This window comes from Intrasporangium mesophilum (genome assembly GCF_054783095.1).
Window position 1 is genome coordinate 152,757 of the sequence record NZ_BAAGRF010000010.1, and the last position, 19,729, is coordinate 172,485.

15 protein-coding genes are annotated in these 19,729 nt (G+C 69.8%); 6 read left to right on the forward strand and 9 right to left on the reverse strand.

Features of this window, described 5'->3' with window-relative positions; all coding sequences use genetic code 11:
* Positions 1-21: 21 nt before the first annotated feature.
* Positions 22-1,551 (reverse strand): PucR family transcriptional regulator, encoded by a 1,530-nt coding sequence (locus tag ACYVLP_RS10035; protein ID WP_460627192.1) that lies wholly within the window; start codon positions 1,549-1,551, stop codon positions 22-24.
* Between the two features lie 149 nt (positions 1,552-1,700).
* Between ACYVLP_RS10035 and ACYVLP_RS10040 the strand changes: the two genes are divergently transcribed.
* The 6 genes from ACYVLP_RS10040 to ACYVLP_RS10065 all read left to right on the forward strand — a co-directional run bounded on the left by ACYVLP_RS10040 (position 1,701) and on the right by ACYVLP_RS10065 (position 9,814).
* On the forward strand, positions 1,701-3,212 hold the full coding sequence (locus ACYVLP_RS10040) for an APC family permease (RefSeq protein WP_460627193.1): 1,512 nt from the start codon (positions 1,701-1,703) through the stop codon (positions 3,210-3,212).
* A 9-nt stretch (positions 3,213-3,221) separates the two neighbouring features.
* Positions 3,222-4,583, forward strand: coding sequence for a 4-aminobutyrate--2-oxoglutarate transaminase (gene gabT / locus ACYVLP_RS10045; protein ID WP_460627194.1), 1,362 nt, complete (start codon positions 3,222-3,224; stop codon positions 4,581-4,583).
* Positions 4,580-6,079 (forward strand): aldehyde dehydrogenase family protein, encoded by a 1,500-nt coding sequence (locus tag ACYVLP_RS10050; RefSeq protein ID WP_460627195.1) that lies wholly within the window; start codon positions 4,580-4,582, stop codon positions 6,077-6,079. The genes gabT and ACYVLP_RS10050 overlap by 4 nt, the downstream gene beginning before the upstream one ends.
* A complete protein-coding gene (locus tag ACYVLP_RS10055; RefSeq protein ID WP_460627196.1) occupies positions 6,076-7,242 on the forward strand; it encodes a CaiB/BaiF CoA transferase family protein in 1,167 nt (388 codons plus the stop codon). Before ACYVLP_RS10050 ends, ACYVLP_RS10055 begins: the two co-directional genes overlap by 4 nt.
* A 35-nt stretch (positions 7,243-7,277) precedes the next feature.
* Positions 7,278-8,432 carry an acyl-CoA dehydrogenase family protein gene (locus ACYVLP_RS10060; protein WP_460627296.1) on the forward strand — a complete coding sequence of 385 codons (1,155 nt, stop codon included), beginning with the start codon at positions 7,278-7,280 and terminating at the stop codon, positions 8,430-8,432.
* A gap of 179 nt (positions 8,433-8,611) precedes the next feature.
* Positions 8,612-9,814: an AI-2E family transporter gene (locus ACYVLP_RS10065; RefSeq protein ID WP_460627197.1), complete on the forward strand. Its 1,203-nt coding sequence runs from the start codon at positions 8,612-8,614 to the stop codon at positions 9,812-9,814.
* 71 nt (positions 9,815-9,885) lie between these two features.
* On the opposite strand, the gene ACYVLP_RS10070 is transcribed toward ACYVLP_RS10065, so the two are convergent.
* From ACYVLP_RS10070 to ACYVLP_RS10105, 8 genes are all read right to left on the reverse strand, one after another.
* Entirely contained in the window at positions 9,886-10,539 is a 654-nt protein-coding gene (locus ACYVLP_RS10070) for a phosphatase PAP2 family protein (protein ID WP_460627198.1), read from the reverse strand.
* Entirely contained in the window at positions 10,536-11,891 is a 1,356-nt protein-coding gene (locus ACYVLP_RS10075; RefSeq protein WP_460627199.1) for a diacylglycerol/lipid kinase family protein, read from the reverse strand. Before ACYVLP_RS10075 ends, ACYVLP_RS10070 begins: the two co-directional genes overlap by 4 nt.
* 167 nt (positions 11,892-12,058) lie before the next feature.
* On the reverse strand, positions 12,059-12,895 hold the full coding sequence (ppk2, locus tag ACYVLP_RS10080; protein ID WP_460627200.1) for a polyphosphate kinase 2: 837 nt from the start codon (positions 12,893-12,895) through the stop codon (positions 12,059-12,061).
* Between the two features lie 108 nt (positions 12,896-13,003).
* Positions 13,004-13,690 (reverse strand): phosphatase PAP2 family protein, encoded by a 687-nt coding sequence (locus tag ACYVLP_RS10085; RefSeq protein ID WP_460627201.1) that lies wholly within the window; start codon positions 13,688-13,690, stop codon positions 13,004-13,006.
* Between the two features lie 128 nt (positions 13,691-13,818).
* The gene (locus ACYVLP_RS10090) at positions 13,819-16,902 is read right to left on the reverse strand and encodes an adenylate/guanylate cyclase domain-containing protein (protein WP_460627202.1); all 3,084 of its coding nucleotides are present in this window, start codon (positions 16,900-16,902) and stop codon (positions 13,819-13,821) included.
* Between the two features lie 152 nt (positions 16,903-17,054).
* Entirely contained in the window at positions 17,055-18,839 is a 1,785-nt protein-coding gene (locus ACYVLP_RS10095) for a SulP family inorganic anion transporter (protein WP_460627203.1), read from the reverse strand.
* 232 nt (positions 18,840-19,071) lie between these two features.
* Positions 19,072-19,320, reverse strand: a complete 249-nt coding sequence (locus ACYVLP_RS10100) for a hypothetical protein (RefSeq protein WP_460627204.1) — start codon at positions 19,318-19,320, stop codon at positions 19,072-19,074.
* 80 nt (positions 19,321-19,400) lie between these two features.
* Positions 19,401-19,580: a hypothetical protein gene (locus ACYVLP_RS10105; RefSeq protein ID WP_460627205.1), complete on the reverse strand. Its 180-nt coding sequence runs from the start codon at positions 19,578-19,580 to the stop codon at positions 19,401-19,403.
* Positions 19,581-19,729 lie beyond the last annotated feature (149 nt).

The window sequence follows — 19,729 nt, forward strand, 5'->3', positions numbered from 1 at the left end:
TCGTGTCACTCTCACTGCCACTCAGAGCCCCGACTCGGCGGAATCCCGCGTTGCGAGCGCCAACGCGAGGACGACGCGATGCTGGGCGACGTCGAGGCCGAGGCCGGTCAGCTGCTCGATGCGGGTGATGCGGTTGCGCAGGGTGTGCCGGTGGATGCCGAGCGCCCTGGCGGCCGTCTCCCAGGAGCCGTTGTTGTCGAGGAACACCTCCAGGGTTCGCAGCAGCGCGCCCTCTCGCTCGTCGCGCTCGCGGAGGGCGGCCAGACTCGGCTCCGACAGCGCGCGCACCCGCTCGCGCACGACGGTGTCGTCGAGCACTGCATCGAGGGTCAGGTGGTCGAACCACTCGACGGGGACACGCGTGAGCCGAGCAGTCCTGGCGGCACGGCGGGCCTGCACGAGTGCGTATGCCACGAGTCCGGGCTCGCAGGCGCCGCTGACCCCGACCGAGGCGCCGCCCGCGCCCGCATCGGCCAGGGCCTGCCTGACGCGCTCCAGCACGATTGGGGTGTCGCGATCCGCCACGAGAGCCACCAGCCCGGGGGGCACCCGGACGAGTGCGTGTGGCACCCCTGCCGCCGTCAGCTGCGACTGGACCACCGGCTCTGCGATCGCCGGGCGTGCGGTCTGGAGCACGAGCAGTCGCACCACCTCCTGTGGGGCGAAGCCGAGGTGGAGGAGCTGTCGCACCAGAGCTGGGTCGGCCGGAGCCTGCCCCAGGAGAAGTCCCAGGACCGTGGCGCCCACGGAGAGACGCGCCTCCTCCAGCTCGCGCGGTCGGTCGAGCTGCAGCGTCGCGAGTGCCACCGCATGGTGCACGAGCGGTCGTTGGTCGGGGTCCAGCTCCTCGAGTCCGACCGCCAACCACCCGCGGTGGGCGTTGCGACCGTGCACCGCGTGCAGCTGAGCGCCGCCGCTGTCGGACCGCACCCGGTGGATGGCTCCATGCGAGCGGGAGGGACGGCGCTCGACCAGCTCGGCGCCTAGCTTGACGGTGAGTGACTGGCCGCGCGATGAGGCCGCCACGGTGCGGCCGTGCTCGTCCAGCAGTACGACGGGTGCGTGCAGCTCGGCCGCGAGTCCCGACACGAGTCCGGCAGGGCCGTCGCGCAACATCCGACGCGTGAGCGACTGCTGGAAGGCGACAACTCGCTGCAGTGACTCTTGCTGCTGCTCGGAGAGGCGATGGGCCACGCGCTGCGTCACCGCGATGAACGGTGTGGCAAGCGGGACCTCGAGCAGGGGCAGACCGACGTCGGCGCTCCGGGTCACGACGCCACGGGGGATTGTGGTGAACCGGACGCCGGTCCCGAAGGCGAGCGCGGCGACGCCCACTCCCGCCAAGCGGTCGACGTATGCCGTCTGTTCATGGACGGTTCGCGGTAGGCGGAGGCCGGTCGTGAGCACCAGCTCACCCCCGGAGAGATACGGAGTGGGGTCCTCGAGCTCGATGGCGTGGGCCCAGTCGACGAGGACGCGGTCCGCGGGGCCGGACACCAGCCGGAGCCCGAGGTCGTCCTGGGCGAGCAACCAGGCGAGCGGAACCGGCATACCTGGTCTCCTCTCCACAATGGACTGGATGGCGTACTGCTACTGCATCTGTGCGCCGATCTGTCTATATCACTTCGGTGACCGCGGTTCCTAGCGTGTGCGCCACTGTGCCGCCCTGCCGGGCGGCGAACCCGTGAAAGGACCTGGCTATGACCTTCGTCGAGCAGCACAGGGACGTGCAGCACGATGATGAGGACGCACACCTCGCGTCTCTCGGCTACACGTCCGACTACAAGCGCGACATGACACTGTGGGGCAACTTCTCCCTGGGCTTCACCTACCTGTCGCCCGTTGTCGGCGTCTACTCGCTCTTCGCCTTCGCCCTCGCGGCGGGCGGTCCGCCGATGATCTGGGCGGTGGTGCTGGCCGCGGTAGGGCAGCTGCTCGTGTCCCTGGTCTTCGGTGAGGTGGTCTCGCAGTTCCCGGTCTCGGGCGGCATCTACCCGTGGGCGCGGCGTCTCTGGGGACGCCGCTGGGCGTGGATGGCCGGCTGGGTCTACATGATGGCTCTCGTCGTCACCATCGCGAGCGTCTCCTACGGTGCCGGTCCGTTCGTCGCGATGGTGCTGGGCATCGAGCCCTCGACGACCGTCACGATCCTCTGCGCCCTGGCCATGATCGCGGTCGTCACCGTGCTCAACTTCGGCGGAACGAAGCTGCTCGGCAAGATCGCGTTCTTCGGCTTCGCCGCGGAGCTGGCCGGCGCGCTGGTGGTCGGGGGGTGGCTCCTGCTCACCGAGCGCCACCACGACCTTGGCGCCATCGTGGACACCCACGGCGTCGTCCCCGACGGCAGCTCCTACCTGCCCGCGTTCCTGACCGCAGCGCTCATCGGCCTCTACTTGTTCTACGGCTTCGAGGCCTGCGGCGACGTCGCCGAGGAGGTCAAGAACCCGCGCGTCCAGATCCCCAAGTCGATGCGCATGACCATCTACATCGGCGGGTTCGCCTCGTTCTTCATCACCCTTGCGCTGCTGCTCGCGGTGCCGAACTTCGGCGACGTCATCTCCGGCAAGGACGCCGACCCCGTGACCACGATCCTGCAGGACGCCTTCGGCACCGTCGGGTTCCGAGTCGTCCTGGCGGTCGTGCTCATCTCGTTCTTCTCCTGCGCGCTCAGCCTCCAGGCAGCCGCGAGCCGGCTCGTCTACTCCTACGCACGCGACCACATGATGCCCGGCAGCGCCCTGCTGTCGAAGTTCTCACCGCGACGCGCGGTGCCGCCCTTCGCGCTGCTGCTCGCGGCCGTCGTGCCCGCGGTCATCATCATCGGCTCGGCCGTGTCCGCAGACGCGCTCACCAAGATCGTGTCCTTCGCTGCACTCGGGATCTATCTCGCCTTCATGATGGTCGTTCTCGCCGCGCTGCGGGCACGCCTCAAGGGCTGGGTGCCGTCCGGCAAGTTCCGCCTGGGCGCCTGGGGTCTGCCGGTGACCATCGCCGCCTTCGCCTACCAGGTGCTTGCGGCGGTCAACATGGCCTGGCCGCGCACCCCGGATGCCGCGTGGTACGACAACTACATCGTCATCCTGTCGGCGGCCATCGTCGTCGGTGTCGGCTTCGTCTACATGCTCACGGCCAAGCCGCACCTGCGGAAGGATGCGCCGCACGGCGACGCCGTCCCGACGACCGACGCCGTCCCGGCGACCGTGGACGCCTGAGGGGGAACCATGACCGAGATGCTCACCCGACCGCCCGTCGACGACGTGGTCCAGCGCCGGCTCGTGCGGACGGCTGTACCCGGCCCGAGATCCCTTGCGCTACATAGGGAACGGGAGGCCGAGCTCCCGCGCGGCTTCGGTGTCGCGTTGCCCGTCTTCGTCGAGCGGGCGGCGGGTGGCATCCTCGTGGACGTCGACGGCAACCAGCTCATCGACCTCGCGTCGGGCATCGCCGTCACCAGTGTCGGCGCCGCCCACCCGGCGGTCGCGGCAGCCGTGGCCGAACAGGCAGCCCGTTTCACCCACACCTGCTTCATGGTCACCGAGTACTCCGGCTTCGTCGACGTCGCCGCCGCGCTCAACCGCCTCACGCCGGGCGACCACGAGAAGCGAACCGCGCTGTTCACCACGGGCGCCGAGGCCGTGGAGAATGCCGTCAAGATCGCGCGAGCCGCCACGGGTCGCCCGGCGGTGGTCGTCCTCGACCACGCGTACCACGGCCGGACGCTGATGACGATGTCGATGACGGCCAAGCATGTGCCCTACAAGGCCGGCTTCGGACCGTACGCTCCGGAGGTCTACCGCGCCCCGTCGGCCTACCCGTACCGGTGGCCCGGAGGTCCGGAGCGGTGCGCCGAGGAGGCGCTGGCCAGGCTCACGGAGATGATCCTGACCCAGATCGGGTCCGAGAACGTCGCCGCCATCGTGGCGGAGCCGATCCAGGGGGAAGGCGGGTTCATCGTCCCCGCGCCGGGCTTCCTGCCGGGAGTGGCAGAGTTCGCGCGTCAACAGGGCATCCTCTTCGTCGCCGACGAGATCCAGACCGGCTTCGGGCGCACCGGGGCGATGTTCGCGTGCGAGCACGAAGGGCTCGTCCCCGACCTGATCACCACGGCAAAGGCCCTGGGTGGCGGGATGCCGCTCTCGGCCGTGACCGGCCGGGCCGAGATCATGGACGCGGTGGCGCCCGGCGGGCTCGGCGGCACGTATGCCGGCAACCCCGTCGCGTGCGCCGCTGCCCTCGCTGCCCTCGACGTCATCGAGCGGGAAGGGCTGGTCGAGCGTGCCGCGCAGGTCGAGGCGCTCGTGCTTCCTCGGCTACACCGGCTCGCCGAGGTCGCTCCCGCCGTCGGTGAGGCCCGCGGGCGGGGCGCGATGCTCGCCATCGAGTTCGTCCAGCCCGGGACGACCGTCCCGAACCCGGCAGCGGCCAAGGCCGTCGCCGCGCACTGCCACGCCGAAGGAGTCCTCGTGCTCGTGTGCGGGACGCACGGCAACGTCATCCGGATGCTGCCGCCGCTCGGCATCGAGCCAGCGCTTCTCGACGACGCACTCGAGGTCCTCGAGCGCGGGGTGCGTGACCACACGTGACGACGGCAACCGTGGGCTACGACCCGCGCACCGGCGAGCCGGGCGACCAGGTCGCGGACACACTGGGGGACGAGGTCGAAGCCCGTCTGTCGGCGTGTGCGACGGCGTCGGCCGTCGTTGCCGCGACTGCACCGACCAGCCGGGCCCGCTGGCTTCGGGCCGTCGCAGACGCGCTCGAACTCCCTGACGCGGCAGCGGAGCTCGTTGCGCTCGCCGACCGCGAGACTGCCCTTGGTCACGCTCGGCTCACAGCTGAGATCGCCCGCGCCGCAGCCCAGCTCAGGTTCTATGCTGCCGTCGCGGAGGAGGGGTCGTGGTTGGGCGTCTGCATCGACCGCATCGGAGACGGTACGGTCCTCTCCCGCGTTCGGCAGCCGGTAGGCCCTGTGGCCGTGTTCGGGGCGAGCAACTTTCCCTTCGCCTTCGGCGTGCTGGGCAACGACACGGCCTCGGCGCTCGCGGCGGGATGTCCTGTGGTCGCCAAGGCGCATCCGGCGCACCCCGCGCTGTCCATGCGGCTCGCCGACCTGGCAGCCGCCGCTCTGGAGACAGCAGGAGCCCCGGCGGGCACGTTCGGCATGGTCTCCGGCCTCGACGCCGGCACGGCGCTGGTCACCTCGCGGCATACCCGCGCGGTGGCATTCACCGGTTCGCAGCGCGGCGGCCTCGCGCTCTGGCGTCTTGCCAACGAGCGCGAGGTCGTGGTCCCCGTCTACGCCGAGATGGGGACCGTCAACCCCGTCATCGTCACCCCCGCAGCGGCCGAGTCCATGGACGCGTTGGCGGCCGGCTTCGTCGGCTCCTTCACGCTCGGCATGGGTCAGTTCTGCACGAAACCCGGCCTCCTTCTCGCGCCTGCCGGTTCGGGCGCGGCGAAGGCGGTGGGCCAGGCACTTCTCGCACGCGACGGCGGCTGGCTGCTCACGGAGCAGATCGCCCGCGAGGCGCGAACTGGCGTGCAGGATCTCGTTGCCGCCGGTGCCAAGGTCGTCGCCCAGACCAAGCGCCCGGGCACGGGGTGGGCTGCTCCGGCCACCGTGTTGGCCGTGTCGTCGGGGCAGCTCCGCGGCAGCAGCCGTCTCCTCGAGGAGTGCTTCGGGCCGGTTGCGCTCGTGGCAGAGTATGCCGACGCGACCGAGCTGGAGATCGTGCTCGGCCAGCTGCAGGGGGCACTCGCCGGCAGTGTCATGACCGGAGGTGCAGATGACCCCGACACGGCTGCCGCCGTCGCGGCGCTCGCGCCGCGGGTCGGGCGGGTCATCGTCGACGAATGGCCGACCGGGGTGGCATGGACGTGGGCCCAGCACCACGGGGGGCCTTGGCCCGCAACGACGTCCGCGGCACACACCTCCGTGGGCGCGGCGGCCCTGGACAGGTTCACCCGACCGGTCGCCTATCAGGGCGTGCCCGACGCGGCCCTGCCCGTTGCGCTGCGGGAGGCGAACCCGTGGAACCTGCCGCGCCGGGTCGACGGAATCATGGAGCCAGCGCCGTGACGACCCCGCTCGATGGGCTTGTCGTCGCCGACTTCAGCCGGGTGCTCGCCGGCCCGCTGGCGACGACGATGCTCGCCGACCTCGGCGCCGACGTCGTGAAGGTCGAGCGGCCCCACGTCGGGGACGACACCCGCCATTGGGGGCCGCCGTGGACGAGCCGGTCATCCTCCTACTTCGAGTGTGCGAACCGCTCGAAGGAGAGCCTCGAGCTCGACCTCAAGGACCCCGACGACCTTGAGCTGGCGCTAGAGCTGGCTCGGCGAGCCGACATCCTCGTCGAGAACCACGCCAGCGGCTTCCTCGAGGGTCGAGGCCTCGGCTACGACGCCGTCAGCGTCGACAATCCCGGGATCATCTACTGCTCGATCACGGGGTTCGGGAGTGGGGCAGGTGCAGCGCTGCCGGGTTACGACTTCCTCGTCCAGGCAGTCGGGGGCCTCATGAGCATCACGGGGGACGCCGACGGTGAGCCCATGAAGGCGGGGGTCGCCGTCGTCGACGTCCTGACCGGCAAGGACGCCGTCATCGGCATCCTCGCAGCGCTCGCCCACCGGACTAGGTCCGGCCGCGGCCAGCACGTCGAGGTCAACCTTCTGTCCAGCCTGCTCGGTTCTCTCGCGAACCAGGCGAGCGCCTTTTTCGCAACCGGCGTCAGCCCGGCGCGGATGGGCAACCGGCATCCCTCCATCGCGCCCTACGAGACGTTGCACTGCCGCGACGGCGTGGTCGCTGTCGCATGCGGCAACGATGGCCAGTTCCGCCGGCTCGCAACGGCGCTCGGCAGGCCGACGCTCGCCGACGACGCACGCTTCTCGAGCAACGGATCGCGCGTTGCGAACCGCGCTGCTCTCACCACAGCCCTCGAAGAGGTACTGCGCACCGAAGACGCCGCGGTGTGGGTCAAGTCGCTTGTCGACGTCGGCGTCCCGGCCGGACAAATCGGCGACATCGGGTCGGCCATCGGCCTCGCCGACAGCCTCGGGCTAGCGCCGACCGTCGACGTCGGCCCCGACCATCCGCGACAGGTACGCCATCCGATCACGTACTCGCGCAGCACACTTCGCCGACCGACCAGCCCTCCAGGACTGGGGGAGCACAACGACAAGGTCCGGGGCTGGCTCACGCAGCCAGCCACCCGGCATACCCGAGGAGTCAGAGCGTGACCTCACCCCAGCACCGGCTCGCCCCGATCGACCCCATGGACCTCGCCGGCATCGACGACCTGCTGACCGACGATGAGAAGGCCGTCCGGTCGTCCGTTCGGCAGCTGTGCGACAAGCTCGTCGAGCCCTACGTCGCGGAGTGGTTCGAGCGCGGTGAGATCGCGGACATCCGTGGGCTCGCTCAGGATCTCGGCAGCCTCGGCCTGCTCGGGATGCACCTTGACGGCTACGGCTGCGCCGGGATGAGCGCGGTCGACTACGGTCTGGCGTGCCTCGAGCTCGAGGCGTCGGACTCGGGCATCCGGTCGCTCGTGTCGGTGCAGGGCTCCCTCGCGATGTACGCGATCCACCGCTTCGGCACCGAGGAGCAGAAGGTGGAGTGGCTCCCGCGCATGGCGGCAGGGAAGGCGATCGGCTGCTTCGGGCTGACCGAGCCGGACCACGGGTCGGACCCCGGCTCGATGCGGACGCGGGCCAGACGCGACGGTGACGACTGGGTGCTCGACGGCCGGAAGATGTGGATCACCAACGGGTCGGTCGCCGACGTCGCCGTCGTGTGGGCGCGGACCGACGAGGGGATCCGCGGATTCGTCGTCCCGACCGACACGCCCGGCTTCTCGGCCCCTCTGATCAAGCACAAGCTGTCCCTCCGCGCCTCGGTGACGAGCGAGCTCGTCCTGGATGGCGTCCGGCTGCCCTCCGGTGCGGCGTTGCCGGAGGTGCGTGGGCTCAAGGGCCCGCTGTCGTGCCTCAACGAGGCGCGGTACGGCATCGTCTGGGGCGCTCTCGGTGCCGCGCGGTCCTCCCTGGATGCCGCCCGACGCTACGCGATCGGGCGAGCGCAGTTCGGCCGGCCGATCGCCGCCTTCCAGATGACCCAGCAGAAGCTCGCCGACATGGCGCTCGAGCTCGTCAAGGGCCAGCTCCTCGCGCTGCACCTCGGTCGCCGCAAGGACGCCGGCACCCTGCGACCGGAGCAAGTCAGCCTGGGCAAGCTCAACAACGTCCGCGAGGCACTCGACATCTGCCGCACGGCGCGAACCATCCTGGGCGCCAACGGGATTTCGCTGGAGTACCCCGTGATCCGCCACATGAACAACCTCGAGTCGGTCCTCACCTACGAGGGCACCGTCGAGATGCACACGCTGGTGATTGGCCAGGCGCTCACGGGCGAGTCCGCCTTCCGCTGAGCCGCTTGGGTCGGCGGGGGACGGGAGCCGCGCGGCGAGGTCGGGGAGAAGCGGAGCAAGGGCCCCTGCGGCTGGAGGGACACCGGTCGCGGGCAGCAGCTGGTCGCGTTCGGCCGCAGCGCGCTTGGACGATATTGGCTTGCCCGACCCCACGCGGGTCGAACTGACAGTCTGTTGTCGTGACCGAGTCCACTAGCCCGCGCAACAATGAGCCGCGCAGCGAGGCGGAGGGAGTGCCGAGCGGTGAGCACCAGGGCGGGCCTGAGAGCCGGCCGACGAGCTGGCCCCGGAGCGGGTTTCACACGCCGACTCGGAGCGCGGCGGTCGAGTCGGCCCGCAAGACGATCGTCACCTTGCGTGTGCCCGCTTGGCTCGATGCGCTCGGCCGTGGATCCTGGCTCGTCCTCGGGATGGTCGCGCTGGCAGCAGTGACGGTCCTGCTGCTCGGCGTGGTCAGCAGCCTGCTCATCCCGCTCGTCGCGGCGGCCATCATCGCCGCCGTCATCGTGCCCCTTGTGGAGCTGTTGGTGGGGTGGCACGTCAGCCGTTGGCTGAGCGCGGCGCTCGTGCTGCTGCTCGGGCTCGCGATCGTCATCGCCGTGGTCGTGCTCGTCGTCAAGGGCATCGTCGACCAGGCGGACGAGATCGCGGCTCAGGCGACGGCCGCAGCCCGGCAGGCGGACAGCGTCGAGCCGGCGGTGCCGGACAGCGAGCAGCTGCGTGCCGTGGTGAGCTCGACGCTCCGCATCCTCCTCGGCGGAGTACTCACGGGCGCCCTCGGGTCGGCGGTCGGTCTTGTCGTCGGCACCATCATGGGCATGTTCATCCTGCTGTTTCTGCTGACCGACTGGTCCCGCATCGTCGACTGGACCGGCCACCACGTCGGCCTGCCCGATCCGCTGGGGGCGCGCATGGTCGACAACGCCATCCACGCGTTCCGCGCCTACGCACGCGGTCTGACCGTCATCGGTGTCGCCAACGCCGCCGTCATCGGCCTGGGCATGATCCTGTTCCGCGTGCCGCTCGCCGGGACCATCGCCCTGGTCACCTTCTTCGGCAGCTACATCCCCTACATCGGGGCGTTCGTGACCGGGGCGTTCGCGGTCGTCATCGCCTACGGCGCCGGCGGGATCCCGCTCGCGCTGGTCACCCTTGCGATCGTGCTCCTGGCCCAGAACACGCTTCAGAACCTGTTGGAGCCCAAGGCGTTCGGGTCGCAGCTTCGGCTGCATCCTCTGGTCGTGCTGATCGTTGTCAGCGCCGGCACTCTGCTGTTCGGAGTGTTCGGTGCCATCCTCGCGGCACCGCTGACGTCCGTTGCAATGCAGACCGCCGCAGACCTCCGCGACGCGGGAGCCTTCGGCGAGCCCGACGAGACCTGATCTCCAGCACCTGAACTGCCGGAGTGGCGGTCCCTCTCGATACACCGATGTCACCTTCGGCCGACGCGAAGTCACCCGCGCCCAGGGCCGCCGCGCCAGCGCCGGAGCACGGCCGCGGTCGCCCGCCCGAGTCCGGCACCGACCGTTGCGCCGACGATGACGTCGCCGGGATAGTGCACGCCGGTGTAGACGCGCGAGAACGCGACGGCAGCGGCCGCCGCTCGCAGCGGCCACCGAAGCCGTGGGACGACGGCGCCGACAGACACGCAGAATGCAGCCGCCGACGCAGAGTGGCCGGAAGGGAAGGAAGCGGACGACGGCATACCCACCCATCGTGACTCGGGGACACCCAGCCGCGCGCGCTCCGGACGGGGACGCTCGCCGGCGAGCTTCATGGGCTGATTGACCACGAATGAGGTCACCCCGATCGCGGCGATTCCGGTGACGGCGGCACGACGCCCGGTAGGGCCGCCGAACGCGGTCAACGACGCAGCTACGACGAACCAGGGTTTGGAGAAGTTGGCGAAGTCCGAGACCCGGCGCATCGGCTCGTCGAGCCAGGGCGTGCTGACCTCTGCGACGGCCTGGTAGAGGTCGCGGTCGGCGGTGTCCAGCGTGCGCAGCAGACGCACCACCCCGGACAGGCGACTGTCATCGCCGTAGCGGGACCGCAGCCGGTCGGCGAGGCGCCCCTCGACGGGCTGGGCAGGGGCCGGATTCGTCATGGGTCCACCTTCGAGCGGCCGGTCGCGACCTGCCAGAGCGAGGTGACCGTAGTCATCGACGAGATCCGTGGCGAGTGGGCGGCGTGCAACCGGGCCAGCGCGGGCGCGGGAAGTCGGATGGTGACTGCCTTGGGAAGGATGACAAAGCGCAGCGGGGCTTCGAGGACCAACGCCTCTCCGTCGACGCCGATCTCGACCGGCCGGTCCGACCCCACCTCGAACTCGGGCGTGGTCCACTCGTGGAAGCCGCCGAAACGCCGGATTTGGCCGGCCACGTCGAGGGCGGCGACCTTCTGGGCATCGGCGGCCGATGCGACACGTAGGGAGACGACCCCCAGGACACCGCCGTTGAGCCGCTCTCGTGTGCCCCTGCCACGCAGTCGCTCCAAGTCGTAGCGGTTGTTGGAGACCAGGAGCAGCTGGCCCGGAGACGCGTCCTGTCCCGAGGGCAGCCGGTACTTCAAGCCGAGCGGTTCCGCGCCCGGCCCCAGCAGGTCAGGGAGCAGAGCCGCAGCCGTCTGCAGTTTGGCGTCCCGGTATCCCTCGGACTGGACGACCTTCGCGTACACGCCCATCGATGCGTTGTTGACGAAGACCCGCCCGTTGACCTCGGCCAGGTCGACCCGAGCGTCGACCCCGTCGACGTATGCCTCCAGCGCAGCGGGCACGTCGTCGCGGTCGATGCCCAGGTCGAGAGCGAAGTGGTTCCGCGTGCCTGCGGGTACGACAACGAACGGTATGCCGTGCCGGCTCGCGACCGATGCGACGATAGCCAGCGACCCGTCTCCACCGGCCATGCCCAGCAGGTCGGCCCCTCGGGCGACCGCGTCCTCCGCGACCGCGCGCAGGTCCTCGCCCGGTCCGAGCACCAGGGGCTCGACGCCACGCTGGTGGCACAGGTCGACCAGGCTGAACCGCTCGACCTTGCCACCACCCGATCGCGGGTTCATCAGCAGGACCGGATGCTTCGCCTTGGACGCAGGCCCGGGGTCGACGCCGGGGCGGTGCATGCGCAGCGCAAAGCCGGCCGCTGCCGCGGACAGGACGGCGAGCCCCAGCCCGACGATGAGCACGCGGACGCTCCGGCTCCCGATCATCACCACCACGAACGCGGTCAGCGCGACCGCCACGAGAACCACCGCGAGGATTCGGGTTGTTCCCCGCCGCGAGATGGCGTACCACGCGGCCACGACAGCGACGCCGAGGGACACGACGCCGACGAGCAGCACATTCCACCTGCGGAACGTCACGACAGCGATGAACACGAGGGCCGCGGCCAGCGCCGCGAGCGCGACCGCCGCCGATGCCCTGCGCCGGGCGCTCGGCCGGCCGTCCGGATCGGGAGTCGTCATGTCCGCTCCCAGCGCGAGGGTCCGAAGCCGGCATACGCGAGCAGGCACCGGATCGGCTCTTGGAGGCCCGGCGTGTCGGAGAGTCGGGCTACCGCGGCGTCCATGCGTCCAGTCTCGCAACGCCGGACATGGTCGACGGCGTTTCCCCGACAACCACCTGCGCAGGCTCAGAAAGGCGTCGGGATGTGCCGAGGCGCGCGCTGCGGCTCCTGGTAGCCGTGAGCCTTCTGTCGCTTGGGAAGGGTGACGTCCGGGTGATCCAATGGCTCGTACGGGATGCTGTCCAGCAGGTGGGTGATGATGTTGAGTCGGCCACGCTTCTTGTCATCGGTGACCGCGACGAACCATGGCGCCCACGCCGTGTCGGTCGCGGCGAACATGTCATCGCGGGCGCGCGAGTAGTCGTACCAGCGTCCGTATGACAGCAGGTCCATCCCCGAGAGCTTCCAGAGCTTGCGCGGATCGTTGATGCGGCCCTCCAGGCGACGAGTCTGTTCCTCGGCGCCGACCTCAAGCCAGTACTTGATCAGCAGGATCCCCGAGTCGACCATGGCTTTCTCGAACGGCGGCACCAGCTCGAGGAACCGCTCGGTGTCCTCAGGCCTGCACAGGCCCATCACTCGCTCGACGCCCGCTCGGTTGTACCAGCTGCGGTCGAAGATCACGACCTCGCCGGCGGCCGGAAGGTGCGGGACGTACCTCTGGATGTACATCTGGGACTTCTCGCGCTCGGTCGGGGTGGGCAGGGCGACCACCCGGAAGACCCGCGGGCTCACGCGTTCGATGATCCGCTTGATCGTGCCCCCCTTCCCGGCGGTGTCCCGACCCTCGAACACGATGCAGATCTTGGCGCCCGACGCCTTGACCCACTCCTGCATCGCGACGAGCTCACCGTGCAGGCGCCGCATCTCCTGCTCGTACTCCTTGCGCTTCAGACGTTTTGGAGCTTTCGACTGCGCTGCATCCCCGCTCGCTTCGCCCTGACGCTTCGTCTTCTCGGCCACCTCGACTCCTTCGGCTCGACATCGACCCGGTGCACCCAGCGCTCACATTCTTGTGCTCTTCGGGGTGCGACCGGTCCGAAAGAGCCACACAGCGCGCTGCCGGAAGGTTTACTCGAGCCGTTCCGCTCCGTGTTGGTGCTGGGCGATCCCGAGCGACGAGCCGTGACCGAAGAGGACGTATGCCGTCAGAAGGCCAACGCCAACGCCGAGTGCGTAGCCGGCCATTACCTCGGTAAGGGTATGCACTCCGAGCATGAGCCGATCGAGGCCGACCGCCAGCGCCGCCACGATCCCGACCCCGAGCACGAGGCGGTGGGCCCGCTTGTCGAGCAGAAGCGCGGAAAGCACCCCCGCAGCCGTGGTTGCAGCGGCGATGTTCGATGCGTGCCCACTCGGCATCGCGCTCGTCGTGTACTGCAGGATCGGGTCCTCGACCACGGGTCGCGGTAGGTCCACCACCAGCTTGAGACCGGTGGTGATCAGCGAGGTACCGGCGATGACCACCACGAGATAGACGGCCTCCCGACGGTGGTTCCTGCGCGCAAGCAACGCTGCCACAACAGCGGTCGCCACGAGGCTGGCCGCGGTGCCGAAGGCGTACGAGATCCACACCAGCGGGCGCTCCAGCCACGGCGCCGCGTCATGCCACCACGATGGGCCGATCTGGAGGATCTGGTCCCAGCGGTCGAGGGTTGCGGGGGACACCACGGCCGTCAGGCACAACGCCACGCAGAGGACCACGCAGGCGCAGCCCCAGAGCAGGAGCCGTCGCCGCGTCCGGGTCGTGAATGCCATGCGCCGAGTATCTCGGTCCCGCAAGAACCTTCTCTGTGGCGAGTGTGCCAATCTGGCCCGCTCGGCACGCCTGGGAGTCCACGAAGCTGATTCCGCTTCAGTCACCGTCTGACTGAGCGAGGACACCTCTACGCGAGGAGCTCGGAGGCGTCCACGAGATCTGGTGCCTCAAAGCCCTCCGAGAAGGTCGCGTGGACCGCCGCCAGCTCATCTACCCAACGCGCTCGGTCCGCTGGGCCCGCCAGCCGGACGAGCCGGGCGGCCGCTCGGAGCTGCATCATCGGCTCGCCATGTGTCGCCGAAAGCTCATATGCGCGCTGGTACGACTCGGTCGCGGCGGCCGCTGACGCATCAGGGCCGAGCAGCGACAGATCCCCGCGCACGATGTGGAACAGCGGCCCCAGGACGCCGTCGGCGCCGCCGACCAGGAGCGCCTCGTCGATCAGCGGGAACCCCGGGCTCGGGATCCCGTGCTCGACCTGGGCCTGCGCCTGCATGAATCGGAGCATCGGCCAGAACACGGGCGGCGTTCGCAGGCCCTGGTAGCGATCGATGCCAGCCGCAATCTGGCGGAGGCCTTCCTCGGGCCGACCGAGCCCGCTGGTTGCGGCACCTTGCAGACACATGGACAGGGCTCGCCACAACGGCAGCTCGCTCTTCTTGGCCACGTCCCAGGCACTCTGGGCCATGGTCCGCACGATTTCCGGCTCCCGTCGCCACAGGTGCAGGAAACCGGCGTGGTAGAAGGCGTACGCCAGCGAGTACGGGTGGTCGATATCGGTTGCGAGCGCGATCGCCCGCTCGGCCCGCTCGACCGCGCGATCCGGATGGCCGAGCAGCCACAGGAAGAAGCCCGACGTGGTCAGGCATGACACGCGGGGATCCAGCCCGAGCCGCAGCCGCCGCGACTGGAAGTCGCCTCTCTCGGACTCGGCGATCGCCTCGTCGAGGTAGCCGAGTCCAGCTCGGAGGTCCCCGGCGAACCCGGTGTTCGCGCCGAGCAGCGTGTAACCGCTGACCCGCATCCCTACGTCATCCTCGGCATCGTCCAGCCGCAGGATCTCTTGCGCGTACTCGATGGCCTTGTCGACCTCGCCACGGAAGCCGTGGAAGCTGGCGAGACTGGCCAGCACCGGGAAGAGCTGCGGGACCTCGCCATGCTCCTTGACGAGCGCCAATGCTTCGCCGTAGGCCTGCTCGCCTTCGGCGGAGTAGCCGCGCAGCAAGGTCAGCGCCTTGGCCCGGCTCGTGAGCAGGCTCAGCCGCTCCTGCCAGTCATCGGGATCCCCAGGATCCGACGGCTCGAGGCCGAGGAGGTCCTCAGTCAGCTGGATCGTCGCGTGGTACCAGCCGCGCGCCTCGTAGACGGGCCAGAGCGCTTCGCGCAAGGCGTGGAGTCTGGAGCGGTCCGTCCGGGCGACGGCGTGCTTCCAAGCAATCCGGAGGTTGTCGAGCTCGGCAACGACGGCCTCGGTGTCGGCTTCGGTGGCGAGTTCGGTGAAGTACCAGGCGTGTCGCTCCCGAACCGCTTCCGCGAACTCCGGCTGGGCATCGAGCTGGGCCGTTGCGAACTCCTTGATCGTCTCGAACATGACGACGCGCGGCAGGTCGTTGCCATCGGCTGTGTCGAGCTGGCGCACAAGGCTCTTGTCGATGAGCGAGCCGAGACCGTCGACGGCGTCGAGTTCTCTGCCCGCCCCATCGTCCAGCCCCGAAGCCACCGCCTCGACCGCGTCCACGGATGCACTCGCGAAAACCGACAGGAGCTCGAAGAGCCGCTGCTCGACGGGCGTCAGGAGCTGGTAGCTCCAGTCGATCGTCGCGCGAAGCGTCTGCTGGCGCTCCGGCAGGTCCCGGGCGCCGCTCCCCAGGGCCTTCAGGCTTCCCGCCAGCCTTTCCCGAAGCGCTTCCGCAGAGAACAGGTTGAGGCGCGCCGTGGCGAGCTCGATCGCGAGCGGCAGGCCGTCGAGTCGGCGGCAGATCTCGGCGACCGCGGCGGCGTTGTCGTCGGTCAGTCGGAAGTTCGACCGAACCCCGCGGGCCCGATCGACGAAGAGCTGGATCGCCTCGAACCGGCTGAGCTCGTCGGCCGAGGCCACGGGCACCGCGGACTCCTCGGGGAGCGACATCGGGGGCACCGAGACGACGTGCTCACCTCGCACCCGCAGTGCTTGCCGGCTCGTCACCAGCAGCTTCAGCGCGGGACAGTCGGAGAGCAGCCCGACGAGCGTCGGCGCGGCGACGGTCACCTGTTCGAAGTTGTCGAGAACCAGCAGAACCCGCTGCCCCCGGAGCTGACGCCGGAGCTCATCGAGCGGGGAGCGCTCCGCCGCGTCGGCGAGATGGAGCGCGGTGGCCACCAAGGCGAGGACGGCGTCGCTACCCGTTGCCGTGACAAGGTCGACGAAGTAGACGCCATCGCTGAACCGGTCGATCTGCTCGGCGGCGGCGCGGATGGCGAGCCGGGTCTTGCCGCTACCGCCCGGACCGGTGAGCGTGACCAGCCGGATGTCGGCGTCGTCCAGGCGCTCTCGGATCGCCCGCAGCTCTGTGTCGCGGCCGACGAACGCCGAGGTGTCGGTCGGGAGGTTGTTCGGCCGCAGGTCGAGGGTCGACAGCGGGGGGAACTCGGCCGGCAGGCCTGGAGTGGTGAGCTGGAAGAGACGCTGTGGCCGACCGAGGTCCTTCAGCCGGCGTTCGCCGAGGTCGCGGAGCGTTGTTCCGTCCCCAAGACGGCCCTCGACGAGCTCGGCCGTAACCTCCGACAGCAGGACCTGGCCGCCGTGCCCGGCCGACATGATCCGGGCCGTGCGGTTGACGGCAGGGCCGAAGAAGTCTCCGCCGCGCGCCTCGACCTCGCCGGTGTGAATCCCCATCCGGACCCGGATGACGCTCCCGTCCGGCCACGCCTGCGAGACCAGATCACGCTGCGCGGCGACCGCCGCCGCAACGGCGTCGTCCGGTACGGGGAACACTGCCATGAGGCCGTCGCCGGTCGTCTTCACGACGTCACCATGTGAGTTCGCGATCGCCGACCGGAGGATGGCGTCGTGCCGCTCGAGGGCCAGTCGCATCGCCAGGGGGTTCTCCTCCCACAGGCGGGTGCTGCTCTCGACATCCGTGAAGAGGAACGTCAGCGACGTGTCTCGGGGCCCGTTCGGCGATCCTGACGCCGCCAGCTCCGTGCCCGAACCCGTCGTCTCTCTCGCCACGCTCCCTCTGTCCTCCCTCGGGAACCGCGCCGGTCAGGCCATCGCGGCGCTGGCCCCCTTGGCACATCATGCCCGGGTCAGCCCGCCCTCGGCCGCCTTTTCCGACCCGGCGGACTGATGAGGGTCGGCTCGCACGGTGCTGACGACGACTACTAGTCCTGTCCCGGCTCGTGTGGCGGGGCAGGACCGGGCTCGCGGGCCACGATGTGCTCCTCGTCGCCGGCGTCGGCGGGCTCGTCGGCAGAGGCTTCGTCCGCGGGTGCCGGCGCCTCGTTCGCGGGAAGATCGCGCAGGCTGTGGACTCGGCGCGCCTCCCGCACACCCTGGGAGATGCTGTGCCACAGATGGTCCTCGCCGAGCTCGGGGATGAGTCCCGAGCGCCGCAGCGCCTTGCGGACCGGCCACATGACGCGGACGAGGAAGAGGTCGACATCCCGTTGTCGTAGGGCAGCCAGGAGGTCTGCCAGGGCGTCTGCGCTGGTCGTGTCCATCTGGTTGGTCGCCTCCAGATCGAGCACCAGAGCCCGCGTGTCCGGCGTGGAGTCGACGTAGGCGAGGATGCTGTCGTTGGCGGGCGCCGCGGTGACCCAGAAGAGCGGCACGTTGATCCGCAGCACGAGCACGCCGGGGTACGTCCAGCGCTCGGCGTGGTTGCGGATGCTCCCCCAGGCCGCCTTTTCATGTGGCACCTTGCCCATCACCTCGACGTCGACCCGGGTGGAGCGGAAGATGAGGCCGATCACCGATCCGGCCACAGCGAGCAGCAGGCCGTTCAGCGGACCGAAGGCCAGCACGCCCACCGCAGCGATCAACGCGGCGACGATGTCGTTGCGGCGCACCCGTCTGTAGCGGCCCAGGGCGCCGAAGTCCATGAGCTTCCATACCGCGTTGACCACGATCGCGCTCAACACCGCTCGGGGGAGCACCGACAGCGCGGGGGCGATGGCGAGGATGACGACCACAGCCAGCGCCGCGGCAGCGAGCCCGGCCATCTGCGTCCGCCCGCGAGCGTCGTTGCAGGCAGCCGTCTTGGACAGGCTCCCGGCCACACCAAGCCCGCCAAACAGCCCACACGCGACATTGGCCGCACCGGAGGCAAGCAACTCCTGGTCTGCGTCGATCCGGTAGGCCCCTCGCGCAGCGAAGAGGCGGGCGGCACTCAGGCCCTCCGCCAGGCCCACGAGGGCAAGGGCCGCTCCCGCCGTGAGCAACCCACCCACGTCGGCAGGGTCGACGGCCGGGATACCAGGCGTCGGCAGCCCACGCGGCACCGGGCCGACAACCTCTACGGCGCGTGCCTGCAGATCCAGCGCCGCCGAGGCGGCCAGGCCGCCGAGCAGAACCACAAGACCCCAGGGGAACTTCGACGCGAGCCGAGGGCCGCCGAAGAGGACAGCGAGCGAGACCGCAGACACGGCCACCGTCGTCAGGTCTGCCTCGCCGCGGGTGACACTCGAACCCAGGGCGCCGACCCGTTCGATGACCTTGCCTGCAGGCGTCGGCACCCCGACCAGGTGGGGCACCTCATTGAGGATGACCAGGACGGTCAGGCCGAGAACGAAGCCGGTGACGATGGGCTTGGACAGGAACTCGGCCATCCACCCGACGCGGACGAAGCCGGCAGCGACGAGCACCAGCCCTGAGCCCAGCGCCAGTGCGGCCGTGTAGGACGCGGCCTGTGCTGTGCCGGCGACCCCGAAACTGGCGAGGAAGGACCCGGACAGCACGGACACGGTCGACACCGGACCCACGACCAGCTGTCGGGACGAGCCGAACACGGCATACGCCACGAGCGCCACCGGCACCGCATACAGGCCGACCTCGACGGGCGCACCCGCGATCGACGCGTAGCCCAGGGCCTGCGGAATGGCGAGCGCCGCCACCACCGCGCCTGCGACGACGTCCCTGCGCAGCCAGGCAACCTCGTATCGCTTCATCCAGTGGACTATGGGCACTCGGCGCCAGCGACCCTCCGAGACTGCCATCGCGACCTCGCCCACCCGGCCACCTCGTTCTGCCAGCGTGGTGCAATGTTAGTCCCGGACCCCCACGCTCCTTGCCTTCAGGGCGGGACTCACGGGCGCGGGCAGGGTCGCACCCGATGGTCGAGTTCTACTCAACAAGAACCGCGGCGTCGGAACAGACCACCGGAGGCGCTACCGCGTGCGCCTACTCGTCGTCTTCCCCTCGCTGTGCAGCCTTCCTCCGCTCGAGCCGCCAGTGGATCTCATAGGTGTCCGGGTGCCTCCACTCGCGCAGCCGGTACTCAAAACCAGGGAGCAGGACGATCGGGATCGGGTCAGGGGAGGCCGGGGCCACAGCCCCGACGACGATCTTCGAGTCGACCGGAATGAACGGCGACTGCGCGGGGATCGGGGCCGTCACGATCTCTACCGGGTCTCCATAGGGGCGCGCCACCCGATGGACGCTAGCACAGGGCACCCGTTAGGGCGCGCTTAGATGCCGGTAACAAGCGGCATACTCGTACCTTAGGGACCTCAGGGCTTGACGAGCCCTCCCGCGCCGCCGCACCGCTGGCAGTTGACGAAGCGGGAGCTGCCGTTGCGGACCCGACCGATCAAGACCGAGGCCTGGATCGGCTGGCCGCCCGACGGGCAGATATCGGTGTGCACCATGTAGGTGCCTGGCCCGGCGGACCGGTACCGGAAACGGATCATGTCGCTCTGCCTCCCGGGCACTGCTGCGTGCTGGCTGTTCCGGTGCCAGCGGCTCCTCCAGCCGCTGACACCTGGATCGATTCTAACACGACTCTCTGCGGCTTCTAATCGATCTCTATGCAGGTGTACTGAGGCATGTCTGGGTAGCG